The following is a 16,683-nucleotide window of genomic DNA, read 5'->3' as shown; positions in this document are numbered from 1 at the left end:
GATACACTGAACCCTGTATTGTACCTGTATTATCACGGTGACACATGACTTCTTATGAAAATCATCAGGCGCTTGACGGCCTGACGCTTGGCAAATCTACCGATTATCGCGACATCTACGATGCCTCTCTGCTCCAGCCGGTGCCGCGCAGTCTGAACCGCGATCCGCTGGGCCTGCGCGCCGACGCCCTGCCCTTTCACGGGGCGGATATCTGGACGATGTACGAACTCTCCTGGCTTAATCAGAACGGTCTGCCGCAGGTAGCGATAGGCCAGGCGGAGATTAACGCCGCCAGCGTGAATCTTGTCGAATCTAAAAGTTTTAAGCTCTATCTCAACAGCTTTAATCAGACGCGCTTCGCCAGCATTGATGACGTGCGCGAGACGCTTGAGCGAGACTTACGCGCCTGCGCGCAGGGCGAGGTGTCCGTGACGCTCCGCCGCCTTGACGAGGTTGAAGGCGAGCTGGTTGCGCGCTTTGAGGGCGAATGCATCGATAATCAGGATCTGATTATCACCGATTACGAATTTGACGCCGCGCTGCTTACAGACGCCGCGGGCGAAGCGCGCGTTGAAGAGACGCTGGTCAGCCATCTGCTGAAATCCAATTGCCTCATCACGCACCAGCCGGACTGGGGCTCCGTGCAGATCCGCTATCGCGGGCCGAAAATCTGTCGCGAAAAGCTGCTGCGCTATCTGGTCTCTTTCCGCCATCACAACGAATTCCACGAGCAGTGCGTGGAGCGCATTTTTAACGACATTCAGCGTTTTTGTCAGCCCGAAGCGCTCAGCGTCTATGCGCGCTACACCCGCCGCGGCGGGCTGGATATTAATCCGTGGCGCAGCAACGACAGCTTTACACCGGCAACCGGGCGCCTGGCGCGTCAGTAATTGCTAAACACCCCGCAAATCCGTCACAAGGGCGGTGCGGGGTGGGTTGTTAAATGTCACATGGCGGGGCTATTGTAATCAGAGGGAGCGGCGTTTATCGCCCCGTAAGGAGCTTACTTGATTACACATATTAGCCCGCTGGGCTCGATGGATCTGCTGTCGCAGCTGGAAGTGGACATGCTCAAAAGCACAGCCAGCAGCGACCTGTATCAACTCTTTCGCAACTGTTCGCTTGCGGTGCTCAATTCCGGCAGCCAGACCGACAACAGCAAAACGCTGCTGTCGCGTTTTGAAAATTTCGATATCAACGTGCTGCGCCGCGAGCGCGGCGTAAAGCTTGAACTTATCAATCCGCCGGAAGAGGCGTTTGTCGACGGGCAGATTATCCGCTCGTTGCAGGCTAACCTGTTCGCCGTGCTGCGCGACATTTTGTTCGTGAACGGACAGATTCATAATGCCGGGCGCTTTCAGCATCTGAATCTTAGCGACTCCATTCATATCACCAACCTGGTATTTTCCATCCTGCGCAACGCGAAAGCGCTGCATGTCGGCGAAGCGCCGAATATGGTGGTCTGCTGGGGCGGTCACTCTATTAACGAAACCGAATATCTCTACGCCCGCCGCGTCGGTACCCAACTGGGGCTGCGCGAGCTGAATATCTGCACCGGGTGCGGGCCGGGCGCAATGGAAGCGCCGATGAAAGGCGCGGCGGTCGGTCACGCCCAGCAGCGCTACAAAGAAGGGCGTTTTATCGGCATGACCGAGCCGTCGATTATCGCCGCCGAGCCGCCGAATCCGCTGGTGAACGAGCTTGTCATCATGCCGGATATCGAAAAACGCCTTGAGGCGTTCGTGCGTATCGCCCACGGTATTATCATCTTCCCGGGCGGCGTCGGTACGGCGGAAGAGTTGCTGTACCTGCTCGGCATTTTGATGAACCCGCATAACGCGGAACAGGTGCTGCCGCTGATCCTGACCGGGCCGAAAGAGAGCGCCGACTATTTCCGCGTGCTGGACGACTTTATCGTCAACACCCTTGGCGAGAAGGCCCGTCGTCATTACCGCGTGATCATTGACGACCCGGCGGAAGTGGCGCGCGAAATGAAAAAAGCGATGCCGCTGGTGAAAGAGTGCCGTCGTGAAACCGGCGATGCCTACAGTTTCAACTGGTCTATCCGCATTTCGCCGGATCTTCAGGTGCCCTTCGAGCCAACCCATGAAAATATGGCGAACCTGAAGCTTTACCCCGATCAGCCGACGGAAATTCTGGCAGCCGATCTGCGTCGCGCCTTTTCAGGTATTGTGGCGGGTAATGTGAAAGAAGTAGGCATCAGGGCCATTGAGCAGTACGGACGCTATAAAATTCATGGTGATGCGCAAATGATGAAGCGCATGGACGATCTGCTGCAAGGCTTTGTCGCCCAGCATCGTATGAAGCTACCGGGCTCCGCTTATATTCCCTGTTACGAAATCTGCACGTGATATCAGGCGGCCTGCGGGCCGCCTTTTTTATAGACTCCATCCCCCGCGAAACGTTTGCGCTGTAAAATTCACCGCGCATAATCCTGGAAATTTCTCCAAAAGAATTTCAGCGTGCTGTTTTCGTCTGTTTTTACAGGAAATTATTAATCATTTTATCCTGGTCTATTTACCTCATCTGCCGTCAATGGCAGGCTCTGCGCGCATTAATGCCGGCCAGGCATCGAAAGCCAGTGTTATGATCTAAAAATCGCCTGCTAAAAAAGTGGATTATTGCAATTGGGATCGGGATCACTGAAGGATTCAGTGCATGAATGTATCTTTCGCCCCGCCACAGTTTCGGGAAAAAATTATAAAAAAAGCGCCCTAAACAGAATTTCGTTTTACAGTTCGTCGATATTTTATCGAATGTGACTATTAAGTTCGATTTTTTGCTTCCTCCAGGAGATACACAGATGGAAACGACTCAAACAGGCAACATCGCTACCGCAGCGAAAAGCGGCGCGTGGCGCAAAACCGATACCATGTGGATGCTTGGCCTGTACGGCACGGCGATTGGCGCAGGCGTGCTTTTCCTGCCTATCAACGCAGGCGTCGGCGGCCTTATCCCACTGATTATTATGGCCATCCTTGCCTTCCCGATGACCTTCTTCGCCCACCGCGCGCTCACTCGTTTTGTCCTTTCCGGTAAAAACCCGGGCGAAGACATTACCGAGGTCGTGGAAGAACATTTCGGCGTTGGCGCTGGTAAAGTCATCACCCTGCTCTACTTCTTCGCGATTTACCCGATCCTGCTGATGTACAGCGTGGCTATCACCAACACCGTTGACAGCTTTATTACTCACCAGCTGGGCCTGACGTCTCCGCCGCGCGCGATCCTTTCGCTGATCCTTATCATCGGTATGATGACTATCGTGCGCTTCGGCGAGCAGATGATCGTGAAAGCGATGAGCGTGCTGGTGTTCCCGTTCGTGGCCGTGCTGATGCTGATGGCCTGCTTCCTGATCCCGAACTGGAGCGGCGCCGCGCTGGAAACTCTCTCTTTCAGCCACGCTTCTACCGGTAACGGCCTGCTGATGACCCTGTGGCTCGCCATTCCGGTCATGGTGTTCTCATTCAACCATTCGCCGATCATCTCTGCTTTCGCCGTGGCGAAACGTGAAGAGTACGGTGTGGACGCCGAGAAAAAATGCTCCCGCATTCTGGCTTATGCGCACATCATGATGGTCGTAACCGTGATGTTCTTCGTATTCAGCTGCGTGCTGAGCCTGACCCCGGAAAACCTGGCGGAAGCAAAAGCGCAGAACATCACTATCCTTTCTTACCTCGCTAACCACTTCAACGTGCCGGTTATCGCCTGGGTAGGCCCGATCATCGCAATCATCGCCATTACGAAATCTTTCCTCGGCCATTACCTGGGCGCGCGTGAAGGCTTTAACGGCATGGTGATTAAGTCTCTGCGTAGCCGCGGCAAAACTATCGAAGTGAGCAAACTGAACCGCATCACCGCGCTGTTCATGCTGGTAACCACCTGGATTGTCGCTACCCTGAACCCGAGCATCCTTGGCATGATCGAAACGCTGGGCGGTCCGATTATCGCGATGATTCTGTTCCTGATGCCGATGTACGCGATTGCAAGAGTCCCAGCCATGCGTAAATACAGCGGCCACATCAGCAACGTGTTCGTGACTGTGATGGGTCTTATCGCTATCTCCGCTATCTTCTATTCGCTCTTCAGCTAATCCTCTGTCCGCGCCGCCGCCCGGCGGCGCGAGTCCTTCCCAGTTATTGATTCAACGGAATGCATCATGATCAGCGTTTTTGATATTTTCAAAATCGGTATTGGTCCATCCAGCTCTCATACCGTAGGGCCGATGAAAGCGGGCAAGCAGTTTACCGATGACCTTATCGCGCAACACCTGCTGCATAAGGTGACAAAAGTGGTGGTGGACGTGTATGGCTCCCTGTCACTGACCGGCAAAGGCCACCACACCGATATCGCTATTATTATGGGCCTGGCCGGCAATCTGCCGGACACGGTAGACATCGACGCCATCCCAGGCTTCATTCAGGACGTTAATACGCACAGCCGCCTGATGCTCGCCGGCGGCGCGCACGAAGTCGCGTTCCCGGTCGATCAGTGTATGAATTTCCATGCCGATAATCTGGCGCGGCACGAAAATGGTATGCGTATCACCGCGCTTGCGAATGACGACGTGCTCTACAGCCAGACGTATTACTCTATCGGCGGCGGTTTTATCGTCGATGAAGCACATTTTGGCCAGACGCAAACCGCCATAACGCCGGTACCGTACCCGTACCAAACGGCGGCGGATCTTCAGCGTCACTGCCGCGAAACCGGATTGTCGCTCTCCGGCCTGATGATGAAAAACGAGCTGGCGCTGCACAGCAAAGAAGAACTCGAAGCACATTTCGCGCAGGTCTGGGATGTGATGCGCGCCGGTATCGAGCGCGGCACCACAACCGAGGGCGTTCTGCCAGGCAGGCTTCGCGTTCCGCGTCGCGCCGCCGCGCTGCGCCGTATGCTGGTCAGCCATGATAAAACCGACGCCGACCCGATGAACGTGGTGGACTGGATCAACATGTTCGCGCTGGCGGTCAACGAAGAGAACGCTGCGGGCGGCCGTGTCGTTACCGCGCCGACCAACGGGGCGTGCGGAATCGTTCCGGCCGTGCTGGCGTACTACGATAAGTTTATCCGCGAAGTGAACGCTAACTCACTGGCGCGCTACCTGCTGGTAGCGAGCGCGATTGGCTCGCTCTATAAGATGAATGCGTCCATCTCTGGCGCAGAAGTGGGCTGTCAGGGCGAAGTGGGCGTCGCCTGCTCCATGGCGGCGGCGGGCCTTGCCGAACTGCTCGGCGGCAGCCCGGCCCAGGTGTGCATCGCGGCGGAAATCGGCATGGAACACAACCTCGGGCTTACCTGCGACCCGGTCGCGGGACAGGTTCAGGTGCCATGCATTGAGCGCAACGCGATTGCCTCTGTGAAAGCCGTCAATGCCGCGCGTATGGCGCTGCGTCGTACCAGCGAGCCGCGCGTCTGCCTCGATAAAGTTATCGAAACCATGTTCGAAACTGGCAAAGACATGAACGCCCGCTACCGCGAAACCTCCCGCGGCGGCCTGGCGGTCAAAGTGGTCGCCTGCGATTAATCCCTCCCTCGCCGCCCTGTGAACAGGGCGGTTTTTTGCGCGTTATCTTCCTGAATCCTCACCCCTTTCTGGTGAGCGTATGCCGAAAATGTTACGGTAACGGCTTCTTACGTTCGCAAGGTAAGCCGCCATGCCTGTTCATTTGCTGATTGTCGATGCGCTCAACCTGATCCGCCGGATACACGCGGTGCAGGGAACGCCGTGTGTCGATACCTGCCTGCATGCGCTGGAGCAACTGCTGGGCAACAGCCAGCCGACGCACGCCGTCGCGGTGTTTGATGATGAAGCCCGCGCGCAGGGCTGGCGTCATCAACTCCTGCCAGACTACAAAGCCGGGCGCCCCCCGATGCCTGAGGATCTCCATCAGGAGATGCCTGCATTGCGCGAGGCGTTTACCCGCCGTGGCGTCCCCTGCTGGCATGTCGAGGGTAACGAAGCCGACGATCTCGCCGCCACGCTCGCCGTGAAAGTCGCCGCCGCAGGCCATGAGGCGACGATTGTGTCGACCGATAAGGGCTACTGTCAGCTACTGCGTCCGGAAATTCGCATTCGCGACTATTTTCAGAAGCGCTGGCTGGATGCGCCGTTTATCGCCAGGGAATATGGTGTCGCGCCAGAAAGGCTGGCGGATTTCTGGGGGCTTGCCGGGATCAGCAGTTCGAAAATACCGGGTGTCGCGGGGATTGGGCCGAAAAGCGCCACGCAGTTAATTAATGATTTCGGCACGCTGGAAACCCTCTACCAACGGCTCGACGAGGTACCGGAGAAGTGGCGTAAAAAGCTCGAATCGCACCGTGAAAGCGCGTTTATCTGCCGTCAGGTCGCGACGCTGAAAACCGACTTGCAGCTCGACGGGAATTTGCAGCAGTTGCGGTTGCAGGGCTAATTCCGCGGCATTAAAAAGGCGGATAAGCTCTCGCTTAACCGCCTTATAATCCTCTATGCCGGGAAAACTGGCGCTTATCGCTCGTCGCGACGCCCGCCGACGGCAGCCCACCAGCGGCGCACGTGAACGGTTACTTCCTCGCGGTCGTGATAGAGCTGGCGCGCCTGGATCTGCGCGTTAATGCCATGCGCGTCCAGTTGTTCCTGAATCGAGGCGATATTCTGCGACACCTCTTCATAGCGCTTTTTCATCGGCAGCTTGAGGTTGAAAATAGTTTCGCGACACCAGCCGTTGACCAGCCACTGCGCCATCAGTGCCGCTACTTTAGCCGGTTTTTCCACCATGTCACACACCATCCATGTGATATTGCTGCGAGTCGGGCGGTATTTAAACCCGTCTTCACGCAGCCACGTCACCTGCCCGGTATCCATCAGGCTCTGCGCCATCGGGCCATTATCCACGGATGACACCCACATGTTGCGTTTCACCAGCTGATACGTCCAGCCGCCGGGGCACGCCCCCAGATCCACCGCATACATGCCGTTGGCAAGGCGCTCATCCCACTCATCCGCCGGAATAAACACATGGAACGCCTCTTCAAGCTTCAGCGTCGAGCGGCTCGGCGCGTCCGCCGGAAACTTCAGACGCGGGATGCCCATATAGAATGGCGAGTTATTGTTGGTATACGAATAGCCCGCGTAGCAGCAGCCAGGCGCGATGAAAAACACATGCACGACCGGGCGTTTGGGCGTTTCAAAATTCGCGAGGATCTTCGCCTCACGAAGCGCGGCGCGCAGCGGGACGGTAAATTTGCGGCAGAACTTCATCAGCTCTTTGCTTTCGTTGGTATCAGCCACTTCAACGCGCAGCTCACCGCCTTTTTCCACTACGCCTTGCAACATGCCGACAATCGGCGTGACGCGATCTTCCGGCGGCAGATTCTGCAAAAGCTCGCCTGCCACGAACATCTGGCGGGCAAAAATCAGCGAGCTAAACGGCAGGTCACGCGCGAGCTTATCGGCCTCTTCAGCCTGATAACATTCGAAAATCACATAGCCGCTGTTTTCTTTCACGCGGGCGAAACCAAAAACGCCTTGCTGCGCTGCTTTGTCGGTTATCTCTGCCGCGCACTCTTTCTCAAAACCCTGACGGCAGTACAAAATGACCTTATTCATGAACCGAACCTTTACGCTTCAGACGCACCGCGCCAATTAACATTAATACCCAACCGGCCAGAAAACTTACGCCGCCGACCGGCGTAACGAAGGCCCATAAATGCAGATGGGAAAGCGCCAGACAATAGAGGCTGCCGCTAAAAAGTACCGTACCGAGCGCCAGGAACACGCTGCTCCAGTAAAACCAGATGCTGATGCGCCGCTGCATCGCAACCGCCAGTCCCAAAATCGCCAGCGTATGAAACGCCTGATACTCAAGGCCGGTTTGTATCCAGCCCATCTCAGCAGCGCCGAGGGTTTGACGTAATACATGCGCGCCAAAGGCGCCCAGCGCAACGAAAACAAAGCCACTGATTGAGGCGAAAATCAGCATAAAACGGCTGGTCATGATGTAACCCTACAGTAAGGCGCGCCAGACGCGCGCGGATCATCGTTATTGTTCATAGCGAAAACGGAATTTTTCTTGCTCGCTCGCCGCTTTCGCCAGTATCCATTGTCGAAAAGCCGCTATTTTACCCAGTTCTGCTTGGCTGTCATGACAAACCAGATAAAAGGCATTTTTACTCACCAGCACATCATTGAACGGACAGACCAGTCGGCCTGCTTCAATTTCCGTCTGGGCCATGACATTATTGGCGAGCGCCACGCCCTGGCCGTGTATCGCTGCCTGCAACACCATCGCGCTGTGGCTGAAAATCGGCCCCTGCTGGACATTAATATGATTAAGACCGAGCTGGCGCGTATAAGTTTGCCAGTCGCGGCGCGACGCGTCATGCAGAAGCGTGTGGCGGGCCAAATCTTCCGGGGCCTTTAACGGCTTATCGCCCGTGAGCAGCAGGGGCGAACAGACCGGCAGCAGATATTCCGCATAAAGCTTTTCCACCCGCAGCCCCGGCCAGTTGCCGCGACCGTAGAAAATCGCCACATCCACGTCATCGGCAAGCTTATCTTCCTGTCTGTCGACCGCCTGAATACGCACGTCAATGCCCGGCCAGCTGCTGTTGAAACTCGAAAGGCGCGGCACCAGCCAGTGGATGGCGAAACTTGGCAGCAGGCTGACCGTGAGCGCGCCTTTTGCGCTGCGCGCTTGCAGTTTGCGCGTCGCTTCCGTCAACTGAGAGAAAATCTCTTTGATATCCTGGAAATAGCTCTGCCCTTCTTCGGTTAAAAGAAGAGAACGGTTGCGTCGGCGAAAGAGTTTCAGCCCCAGAAAATCTTCTAATGATTTAATTTGATGGCTGACGGCAGCCTGGGTGACAAAGAGCTCTTCGGCAGCTTTGGTAAAGCTCAAATGGCGCGCGGCGGCATCAAAAACACGTAATGCGTTTAACGGCGGTAATCGCTTGGACATGATGTTTGGCTTATGTGTAAATGCGTATTAACAAACGAGAAACAAGTTGTCACCCATTAGTTTTTTTTATCTGAGCCATTATAATTTGTCCGTTGAGGTTACACCAGCAAATACCTATAGTGGCGGCACTTCCTGAGCCGGAACGAAAAGTCTTTAGGAATGAGAGTTCTGGAGGGCTTTTGGCTTACGGTTGTGATGTTGTGTTGTTGTGTTTGCATTTGGTCTGCGATTCAGACCATCGTAGCTACGCTACTCTTTTCACTTCCTGTACATTTACCCTGTCTGTCCATAGTGATTAATGTAGCACCGCACTTTGCGGTGCTTTTTTTTGCCTGCGCGATTATTTCTCCAGCGCAACCATCTCTTTCACGTCGGTACGGTTGATCTGCTGCTGATTACCGTTGGCATCTTTATATTTAATCATGCCGGTATCATCGTCAGTTTTCGGTTTCCCGTCGGTCACAATGGAACGACCGTCGTTGGTGTGCATCACATAGTTAGGACCGGAACAGGCGCTCAGAGCAAAAGTCATCATGCATGCTGATACTACAGCGGCAAGTTTATTCATGGTTCTTCTCCTTTAGAGTTTAATGCTATGTAAACTTCGTCTGCTAACAGGCTGAAATATTCACCTAACACTATTCAGCATAACCTGCTTTCATCCGATTGCCAGAATAAACAGACTTATCCGATGGTTATCAATAGCCTTGTTTACGTGCGTTAAATGAGCCACGATCGGAGGATTGGAAAGAGGAGTATCATGAAAGCATTCAGTCCCGCTGTTTTTCGTGCGCAGTTTCCCTCGCTGAACGACGCCGTTTATCTCGACAGCGCCGCCACGGCCCTCAAACCGGTGGCGGTTATTGAAGCCAGCCAGCAGTTCTATTCGCTGAGCGCGGGAAATGTCCACCGTAGCCAGTTTGCCGAAGCGCAGCGCCTCACTGCGCGTTATGAAGCCGCCCGCGACAGCGTCGCACGCTTCATTAACGCGCCTGACAGCCGCGATATCGTCTGGACGCGCGGCACGACGGAATCCATCAATATTATCGCCCAGTGCTACGCCCGCCCGCGCCTTGCGCCCGGCGATGAGATTATCGTCAGCGAAGCGGAGCACCACGCGAACCTGGTGCCGTGGCTGATGGTCGCGGAGCAGACCGGCGCGAAGGTCGTCAAACTCCCGACAGGCGCCGATCGCCTGCCCGATCTGACGATGCTGCCTGCGCTGATAAACGCGCGTACTCGCCTGCTGGCACTGGGCCAGATGTCTAATGTCACCGGCGGTTGTCCGGATCTCGCCCGCGCTATCGCGCTCGCCCATGCCGCAGATGTGGTAGTGGTGGTCGACGGCGCGCAGGGTGTGGTTCACTGCCCGCCTGACGTCCAGGCGCTGGACATCGACTTCTACGCCTTCTCCGGCCACAAACTCTATGGCCCGACGGGCATCGGCGTGCTGTATGGCAAAACCGAACTGCTTGAGCAAATGTCGCCGTGGCTCGGCGGTGGAAAGATGGTCACCGAAGTGTCATTCGAGGGTTTTAAAACCCAGCCGGTGCCGTACCGTTTTGAGGCAGGCACGCCAAACGTCGCGGGCGTTATCGGGCTCAGCGCCGCGCTCGCCTGGCTTGAGGAGATAGATCTGGAACAAGCCGAGCGCTACAGCCGCGGGCTCGCAACGCTTGCCGAAGCGCAACTGTCAACGCGCCCGGGCTTTCGCTCATTCCGCTGCCAGGATTCCAGCCTGCTGGCGTTTGATTTCGCAGGCGTACACCACAGCGATCTGGTGACGCTGCTTGCGGAATCGGGCATCGCGCTGCGTGCGGGTCAGCACTGCGCGCAGCCGCTGCTGGCGGCGCTTGGCGTCAGCGGCACGCTACGCGCCTCGTTCGCGCCTTACAACACGCAACGCGACGTCGACGCGCTTATCGCCGCTATCGATCGTGCTCTCGACATACTGGTGGATTAAATGACAACTGCTTATCTGGCCGGGCATCCGTTCGGCATCACAATAATGCCCGACACGCTGCGTCAGACGTTTGGCCCGCTCACCCAGTGGGAAGATAAATATCGCCAGCTGATCCTGTTGGGCAAACAGCTTCCGGCGCTGCCGGAGTCGTTAAAGCAGCAGGCGATGGAGATCCCCGGCTGTGAAAACCGGGTCTGGCTCGGCCATGAAACGCAACCAGACGGCGGCCTGCACTTTTACGGCGACAGCGAGGGGCGCATCGTGAGGGGCCTGCTGGCGGTGTTGCTCACCGCCGTCGAGGGCAAAACGCCGCAGCAATTGCAGGCGGAAGATCCGCTGGCGTTATTTGATGAGTTAGGGCTGCGCGCCCAGCTCAGCGCCTCGCGCAGCCAGGGGCTGGCCGCGCTGGCGCAGGCCGTTCAGGACATCGCCCGCCGCGTGTGACTAACCGGCGCTGCGCGCCGCTTTCGCCATCATTTTCTTCAACGCATGCGACACCGCCACAAACCCAAACGTGGCGGTTACCATCGTCGCCGCGCCAAAGCCGGAGGCGCAATCCATGCGCTTCGGCCCTTCCGCCGTGCTTTTCATCGCGCATACCGAGCCGTCGGCCTGCGGGTAAACCAGCGCTTCGGTGGAGAAAACGCAATCCACCCCAAGCTTCCCTTTGCTGTTTTTCACTACGCCGAAGTCGCTTTTCAGCCGCTCGCGCAGTTTCGCCGCCAGCGGATCCTGAATAGTTTTGGCCAGATCCGCCACCTGGATCTGCGTCGGGTCTGTCTGCCCGCCCGCCCCACCGGTGGTCACCAGCGGAATTTTATTGCGACGGCACCAGGCGATCAGTGCCGCTTTGGGCCGCACGCTGTCAATGGCGTCAATGACATAGCTAAAACCGGCGCTCAGGTATTGCGCCACGTTATCGACGGTGACGAAATCATCGATAACGGTAACGCGGCACTCGGGGTTAATCTGGCGAATACGCTCGGCCATCACGTCTGATTTCGCCTGTCCCACTGTATCGCGCAGTGCATGAATTTGACGATTGGTATTGGTGACGCAGACGTCATCCATATCAATCAGCGTAATCGCGCCGATGCCGGTACGCGCCAGCGCTTCCGCCGCCCATGAGCCGACGCCGCCGATACCGACCACGCACACATGCGCGTCAGCAAAAAGCTGCAACGCCGCTTCGCCATATAAACGGGCCGTGCCGCCAAAGCGGCTGCGCCAGGCGTCTGTGATAACTACAGCCATAAATCCTCAGATGTAAAAAGGGTGAGAGTTCTCCCTCACCCTTGTTCAGTAATCCGCAGGCCCGGCCAGCGCAGCGCTGGCGGGCGACAAGATGTTCAGAATAGCCTGTTTAGCCGCTGAATACGTTGCCCGCGCCCGGCGCGGTTTTCAACACCCAGACGCGGCCATAATGATTATACCAGCCTGCACGGTGACCGGCGTCAGGCCCGATCCCCTGATAAATGTCGAAGTGCTGGCCTTTAATCGCGCCGCCGACATCCAGCGCCACCATAAGGCGCAACTCATATTGTCCGTTGAACTTGCCGTTATTGTCCAGCAGCGGCACTTCCGCAAGCAGCGTCGTGCCCGCCGGAATAATCGAGCGGTCGGAGGCGACCGACGCCCGGCCTATGAGCGGCACGCCACTCGCGCCTTTCACCGGCGCGTAATTCTGCGGTTTAAAGAAGACGAAAGACGGGTTCTCCTCCAGCAGCGCGCGAACCTCCTGCTCGCTGTGGGTTTCGCCCCAGTGACGGATCGCCTGCATCGACATATCTTCTCGCTTCACCTCGCCGCGATCGATAAGGACTTTGCCGATGCTGCGGTAAGGGTGGCCATTTTTACCGGCATACGCGAAGAAGTTCAGCGGCCGGCCGTCGCCGAAATCGATATAGCCGCTGCCCTGCACATCCATAATGAAGTTATCCATCAGCGAGTTGCTGTACGCCAGCACGTAGCTGTCGCTCAGCGCGCCAGCGTAAATCTGCGCGCGCGACGGCAGACGTCCGCGTTTGGGCGGCATGCGGTAAATGGGGTACTGGAACTCGCCCTGGCGCGTGTAGCGCGCCTGCACGACCGGCGTGTAGTAGCCGGTAAACTGAACGTTGCCGTAGTTATCTGCGCCTTCCATCTGCCAGGCGTCGATGCCGAACTGGCGCAACGAGCGGGTGTCGCCGCCGGCGCGCAGCCACTCCTGCACCGCGTTATAGACGCTACTCTGAGAGCCGAAAAGATGTGGCGAGGCGCTGCGGATAGCCGCTACCTGTTCGGAGAAGTCCCCGGCGTTAATCGGCGCGCCGACGGCGTCCGGCTGGTTTACCAGCGAAAACGGCTGCGTGAATTTGCCGTCTTTATATTGCTGACCGCGATCGGTCGGTTTGGAGGAACAGGCAGCCAGCAGCGTAATCATCGCCCCTGCCGCCAGATATTTTGCCCAACGTCCTTTCATGACTCTCTCCGCTATTGCGCTGTCCGCAGGCGAAGATAGCAAACCGACGGGCGCAAGGAAACGCATAAGCCCCTTCAGACGGACAACGGGGTCAAAGAATCATCAAGACGAATACTATTTCAGCAAGCTGACGCCGATTCAGCTTATTGTTTCAAAAAAAGGTTGCAACGAAAGTTCAGCGGAGTATAGTGCGCATCCACGGACGCGGGGTGGAGCAGCCTGGTAGCTCGTCGGGCTCATAACCCGAAGGTCGTCGGTTCAAATCCGGCCCCCGCAACCAATTAACGCGCACGGCGCGACAATGTGAAGAAGTAAGACGGACGCGGGGTGGAGCAGCCTGGTAGCTCGTCGGGCTCATAACCCGAAGGTCGTCGGTTCAAATCCGGCCCCCGCAACCAATAAAATGAACACCCTGACGGGTGTTTTTTTATGTCCGCAATTCAGCCAGCCACCTATTCCTGAAGCCTTCCGGCACGTTAAAAAGGCGCGTTATCCGCGCCTTGCCAGTGTGCCGCCATCGGCGAAATACGCTTTAATCCCCGCGAGAATCGACTCCGCCACTTCCTGCTGGAACGCGGCGGTACGCAGTTTGCGCTCTTCCTCTACGTTGCTGATAAACGCGGTTTCCACCAGAATGGACGGAATATCCGGTGCTTTCAGCACGGCAAAGCCCGCCTGATCGACTTTATTCTTATGCAGCTTGTTCACCCGCCCGAGACGGCCCAGCACTTCTTTGCCGAACTTCAGGCTGTCGGAGATAGTCAGCGATTGCACCATGTCGAACATGGTGTGATCGAGATAAACGTCGCCGCTTTTGCTCACGCCGCCCACAAGGTCCGCGGCATTCTGGGTTTGCGCCAGATATTTTGCCGCCGTACTGGTCGCGCCTTTAGTAGAGAGCGCAAACACCGATGAGCCCCGCGCAGCGCGGCTGGTGAAGGCGTCAGCGTGTATAGAGACAAACAGGTCGGCGCGCTGCTTCTGCGCTTTCGCCACGCGCACCTTCAGCGGAATGAAAATATCTTCATTGCGCGTCATAAACGCCTTCATGTTGGCTTCTTTTTCAATCAACGCGCGCAGGCGGCGGGCGATTTGTAACACCACGTCTTTCTCTCGGGTCTTATATTTGCCGATCGCGCCGGGGTCTTCCCCGCCGTGGCCGGGGTCAATCATGATAACTATCGGGCGGTCGCGCCCGGCTTTACCCGGCTGCGGCCCGCTCGTGGCAGGCGGCACCTGTTTGTCCAGCTCGCCCTTGTTGTAATCTTCAAGCAGCGCCAGCAGCGGATCCTGCTCGTTATCACCGTTGGCCGGGTAGAGATCGATAACCAGACGCTCGCGAAACTCCGCTACTGGCGCCAGCGCGAACAGATGCGGCGTGACGTTTTTCTTCAGCTCAAACACCATGCGCACGGTTTTCGGATCGAACTGACCGACGCGGGCGGACTTTATAAAAGGATCGTCGACGCGGATCTGATTGCCGACACCTTTCAGCACGGCGTTCAGGTTGACGCCCTCCAGATCCACCACAATGCGTTCCGGGTTGCTCAGCGCAAACTGGCGATACTTCAGCACACGGTTAGATTCCAGCGTCACGCGGGTATAGGCGGAAGCAGGCCAGACGCGCACCGCGATAACCTGGCCCGACGCGGCCAGGCCTGCCTGACTGACGCTTAATAACCACATCGCCCCCGCGCCCTGTAACAGCTGGCGACGACTAAAAAGATGACTGGAACCTGACATGCCACTCCCGAGCATTAATGCGAATAACTCAAATTACGACCAAAACGGCCAAAAACTTTAGCGAATGGTGTCGGAACTGTCATCTATAAAAGGGTAAACAATTGCTCCCGGCGCACGCTTTCGCGGCAATGACGCGCCGCCGCCATAAAATTGCCACTTGCGCATAGGATAATAAAAGAATAAAAATACATAAATTACGAATAAACATTCACTGAGAGGTTTTGCCGTGGTGAAGGAACGTCGAACCGAACTGGTCCAGGGATTCCGCCATTCCGTTCCCTATATTAATGCCCATCGGGGTAAAACGTTTGTCATTATGCTTGGCGGCGAAGCCATTGAGCACGAGAACTTTTCCAGTATCGTCAACGACATCGGGCTACTTCACAGTCTCGGCATTCGTCTGGTCGTGGTCTATGGCGCGCGTCCGCAGATAGACGCCAATCTCGCCGGGCATCATCATGAACCGGTCTATCACAAGCATACCCGCGTCACCGACGCGAAAACGCTGGAACTGGTGAAACAGGCAGCCGGACTGTTGCAGCTGGACATCACCGCTCGCCTGTCGATGAGCCTCGGCAACACGCCGCTTCAGGGCGCGCATATTAATGTGGTGAGCGGCAATTTTATTATCGCGCAGCCGCTCGGCGTGGACGACGGCGTCGATTACTGCCACAGTGGGCGCATTCGTCGCATTGATGAAGAAGCCATTCATCGTCAGCTCGACAGCGGCGCTATCGTACTGCTCGGCCCGGTGGCGGTCTCGGTGACCGGCGAGAGTTTCAACCTGACGTCAGAAGAAGTCGCCACTCAACTCGCCATCAAGCTTAAAGCCGAGAAAATGATCGGCTTCTGCTCGTCGCAGGGCGTGATGAACGACGAGGGCGATATTATCTCTGAGCTTTTCCCGAACGAGGCGCAGACGCGTCTCGACACGCTGGAAGCCGCGGGCGACTACCACTCTGGCACCGTGCGCTTCCTGCGCGGCGCGGTGAAAGCCTGCCGCAGCGGCGTGCGTCGTTGCCACCTGATAAGTTATCAGGAAGATGGCGCGCTCTTGCAGGAGCTGTTCTCCCGCGACGGCATCGGCACGCAGATTGTCATGGAGAGCGCCGAGCAGATCCGCCGCGCCACCATTAATGATATCGGCGGCATTCTGGAGCTTATCCGTCCACTGGAGCAACAGGGTATTCTGGTGCGCCGTTCGCGTGAGCAGCTGGAGATGGAAATCGACAAATTCACTATTATTCAGCGTGATAATCTGACCATCGCCTGCGCCGCGCTCTACCCGTTCCCGGAAGAAAAAATCGGTGAGATGGCCTGCGTGGCGGTACACCCTGACTACCGCAGCTCGGCGCGCGGCGAAGTGCTGTTGCAACGTATCGCGAGCCAGGCGAAACAGATGGGTTTATCGAAACTGTTTGTGCTGACGACCCGCAGCATCCACTGGTTCCAGGAGCGCGGTTTCGCGCCGGTAGATATCGACCTGCTGCCCGAAAGTAAAAAGCAGATGTACAACTACCAGCGCCGCTCAAAAGTGCTGATGGCGGACTTAACCTGAC

15 protein-coding genes and 2 tRNA genes are annotated in these 16,683 nt (G+C 56.8%); 10 read left to right on the top strand and 7 right to left on the bottom strand.

Annotation, left to right across the window (positions count from 1 at the left end):
• Window positions 1–44 precede the first annotated feature (44 nt).
• The 5 genes from queF (at window position 45) to xni (ending at window position 6,431) form a co-directional block, all read left to right on the top strand.
• Window positions 45–890: an NADPH-dependent 7-cyano-7-deazaguanine reductase QueF gene (gene queF, locus AFK63_RS02680; RefSeq protein WP_038868124.1), complete on the top strand. Its 846-nt coding sequence runs from the start codon at window positions 45–47 to the stop codon at window positions 888–890.
• 117 nt (window positions 891–1,007) lie between these two features.
• Window positions 1,008–2,372, top strand: coding sequence for a nucleotide 5'-monophosphate nucleosidase PpnN (gene ppnN, locus AFK63_RS02675; protein ID WP_038868123.1), 1,365 nt, complete (start codon window positions 1,008–1,010; stop codon window positions 2,370–2,372).
• Window positions 2,373–2,824: 452 nt separating this feature from the next.
• A complete protein-coding gene (locus tag AFK63_RS02670) occupies window positions 2,825–4,111 on the top strand; it encodes an HAAAP family serine/threonine permease (protein ID WP_038868122.1) in 1,287 nt (428 codons plus the stop codon).
• Window positions 4,112–4,177: 66 nt separating this feature from the next.
• The gene (locus AFK63_RS02665; protein WP_038868121.1) at window positions 4,178–5,545 is read left to right on the top strand and encodes an L-serine ammonia-lyase; all 1,368 of its coding nucleotides are present in this window, start codon (window positions 4,178–4,180) and stop codon (window positions 5,543–5,545) included.
• A 130-nt stretch (window positions 5,546–5,675) separates the two neighbouring features.
• A complete protein-coding gene (gene xni, locus AFK63_RS02660) occupies window positions 5,676–6,431 on the top strand; it encodes a flap endonuclease Xni (RefSeq protein ID WP_038868119.1) in 756 nt (251 codons plus the stop codon).
• A 74-nt stretch (window positions 6,432–6,505) separates the two neighbouring features.
• Here xni and rlmM read toward each other — a convergent pair whose 3' ends face one another.
• The 4 genes from rlmM to AFK63_RS02640 all read right to left on the bottom strand — a co-directional run bounded on the left by rlmM (window position 6,506) and on the right by AFK63_RS02640 (window position 9,525).
• On the bottom strand, window positions 6,506–7,606 hold the full coding sequence (gene rlmM, locus AFK63_RS02655) for a 23S rRNA (cytidine(2498)-2'-O)-methyltransferase RlmM (RefSeq protein ID WP_038868115.1): 1,101 nt from the start codon (window positions 7,604–7,606) through the stop codon (window positions 6,506–6,508).
• Window positions 7,599–7,994, bottom strand: a complete 396-nt coding sequence (locus AFK63_RS02650; RefSeq protein ID WP_038868112.1) for a DUF423 domain-containing protein — start codon at window positions 7,992–7,994, stop codon at window positions 7,599–7,601. Before AFK63_RS02650 ends, rlmM begins: the two co-directional genes overlap by 8 nt.
• Window positions 7,995–8,039: 45 nt before the next feature.
• Complete coding sequence (gene gcvA / locus AFK63_RS02645; protein WP_007734978.1) at window positions 8,040–8,957, bottom strand: glycine cleavage system transcriptional regulator GcvA; 918 nt, start codon at window positions 8,955–8,957, stop codon at window positions 8,040–8,042.
• Window positions 8,958–9,297: 340 nt separating this feature from the next.
• Entirely contained in the window at window positions 9,298–9,525 is a 228-nt protein-coding gene (locus tag AFK63_RS02640) for a YgdI/YgdR family lipoprotein (RefSeq protein ID WP_004385389.1), read from the bottom strand.
• Window positions 9,526–9,717: 192 nt separating this feature from the next.
• On the opposite strand from AFK63_RS02640, the gene csdA reads away from it, so the two are divergent.
• On the top strand, window positions 9,718–10,920 hold the full coding sequence (csdA, locus tag AFK63_RS02635; RefSeq protein ID WP_038868110.1) for a cysteine desulfurase CsdA: 1,203 nt from the start codon (window positions 9,718–9,720) through the stop codon (window positions 10,918–10,920).
• Window positions 10,921–11,364 (top strand): cysteine desulfurase sulfur acceptor subunit CsdE, encoded by a 444-nt coding sequence (csdE, locus tag AFK63_RS02630; protein ID WP_038868108.1) that lies wholly within the window; start codon window positions 10,921–10,923, stop codon window positions 11,362–11,364.
• Here the strand turns inward: csdE and tcdA are convergent, their stop codons facing one another.
• Window positions 11,365–12,174: a tRNA cyclic N6-threonylcarbamoyladenosine(37) synthase TcdA gene (gene tcdA, locus AFK63_RS02625; protein ID WP_038868107.1), complete on the bottom strand. Its 810-nt coding sequence runs from the start codon at window positions 12,172–12,174 to the stop codon at window positions 11,365–11,367.
• Between the two features lie 109 nt (window positions 12,175–12,283).
• Window positions 12,284–13,381 carry a murein transglycosylase A gene (gene mltA, locus AFK63_RS02620; protein ID WP_038868105.1) on the bottom strand — a complete coding sequence of 366 codons (1,098 nt, stop codon included), beginning with the start codon at window positions 13,379–13,381 and terminating at the stop codon, window positions 12,284–12,286.
• 203 nt (window positions 13,382–13,584) lie between these two features.
• Here mltA and AFK63_RS02615 point away from each other — a divergent pair.
• Both AFK63_RS02615 and AFK63_RS02610 read left to right on the top strand, forming a co-directional pair.
• Window positions 13,585–13,661 (top strand) — tRNA-Met (locus AFK63_RS02615).
• 41 nt (window positions 13,662–13,702) lie between these two features.
• Window positions 13,703–13,779 (top strand) — tRNA-Met (locus AFK63_RS02610).
• Window positions 13,780–13,870: 91 nt separating this feature from the next.
• Here AFK63_RS02610 and amiC read toward each other — a convergent pair.
• Complete coding sequence (amiC, locus tag AFK63_RS02605) at window positions 13,871–15,124, bottom strand: N-acetylmuramoyl-L-alanine amidase AmiC (RefSeq protein ID WP_038868103.1); 1,254 nt, start codon at window positions 15,122–15,124, stop codon at window positions 13,871–13,873.
• Window positions 15,125–15,350: 226 nt separating this feature from the next.
• Here amiC and argA point away from each other — a divergent pair, with 226 nt between their 5' ends.
• On the top strand, window positions 15,351–16,682 hold the full coding sequence (argA, locus tag AFK63_RS02600) for an amino-acid N-acetyltransferase (RefSeq protein WP_038868101.1): 1,332 nt from the start codon (window positions 15,351–15,353) through the stop codon (window positions 16,680–16,682).
• Window position 16,683 lies beyond the last annotated feature (1 nt).

Origin of the sequence: Cronobacter muytjensii ATCC 51329 (assembly GCF_001277195.1) — a bacterium.
Taxonomy (GTDB): Bacteria; Pseudomonadota; Gammaproteobacteria; order Enterobacterales; family Enterobacteriaceae; genus Cronobacter; species Cronobacter muytjensii.
This window is presented reverse-complemented; position numbering and strand designations above follow the sequence as displayed.

Excerpts from the sequence above, each read along its gene's own strand:
- queF (WP_038868124.1), top strand. The coding sequence starts at position 45 with ATGACTTCTTATGAAAATCATCAGGCGCTTGACGGCCTGACGCTTGGC.
- AFK63_RS02670 (WP_038868122.1), top strand. The coding sequence starts at position 2,825 with ATGGAAACGACTCAAACAGGCAACATCGCTACCGCAGCGAAAAGCGGC.
- AFK63_RS02665 (WP_038868121.1), top strand. The coding sequence starts at position 4,178 with ATGATCAGCGTTTTTGATATTTTCAAAATCGGTATTGGTCCATCCAGC.
- xni (WP_038868119.1), top strand. The coding sequence starts at position 5,676 with ATGCCTGTTCATTTGCTGATTGTCGATGCGCTCAACCTGATCCGCCGG.
- rlmM (WP_038868115.1), bottom strand. The coding sequence starts at position 7,606 with ATGAATAAGGTCATTTTGTACTGCCGTCAGGGTTTTGAGAAAGAGTGC.
- AFK63_RS02650 (WP_038868112.1), bottom strand. The coding sequence starts at position 7,994 with ATGACCAGCCGTTTTATGCTGATTTTCGCCTCAATCAGTGGCTTTGTT.
- gcvA (WP_007734978.1), bottom strand. The coding sequence starts at position 8,957 with ATGTCCAAGCGATTACCGCCGTTAAACGCATTACGTGTTTTTGATGCC.
- AFK63_RS02640 (WP_004385389.1), bottom strand. The coding sequence starts at position 9,525 with ATGAATAAACTTGCCGCTGTAGTATCAGCATGCATGATGACTTTTGCT.
- csdA (WP_038868110.1), top strand. The coding sequence starts at position 9,718 with ATGAAAGCATTCAGTCCCGCTGTTTTTCGTGCGCAGTTTCCCTCGCTG.
- csdE (WP_038868108.1), top strand. The coding sequence starts at position 10,921 with ATGACAACTGCTTATCTGGCCGGGCATCCGTTCGGCATCACAATAATG.
- tcdA (WP_038868107.1), bottom strand. The coding sequence starts at position 12,174 with ATGGCTGTAGTTATCACAGACGCCTGGCGCAGCCGCTTTGGCGGCACG.
- mltA (WP_038868105.1), bottom strand. The coding sequence starts at position 13,381 with ATGAAAGGACGTTGGGCAAAATATCTGGCGGCAGGGGCGATGATTACG.
- amiC (WP_038868103.1), bottom strand. The coding sequence starts at position 15,124 with ATGTCAGGTTCCAGTCATCTTTTTAGTCGTCGCCAGCTGTTACAGGGC.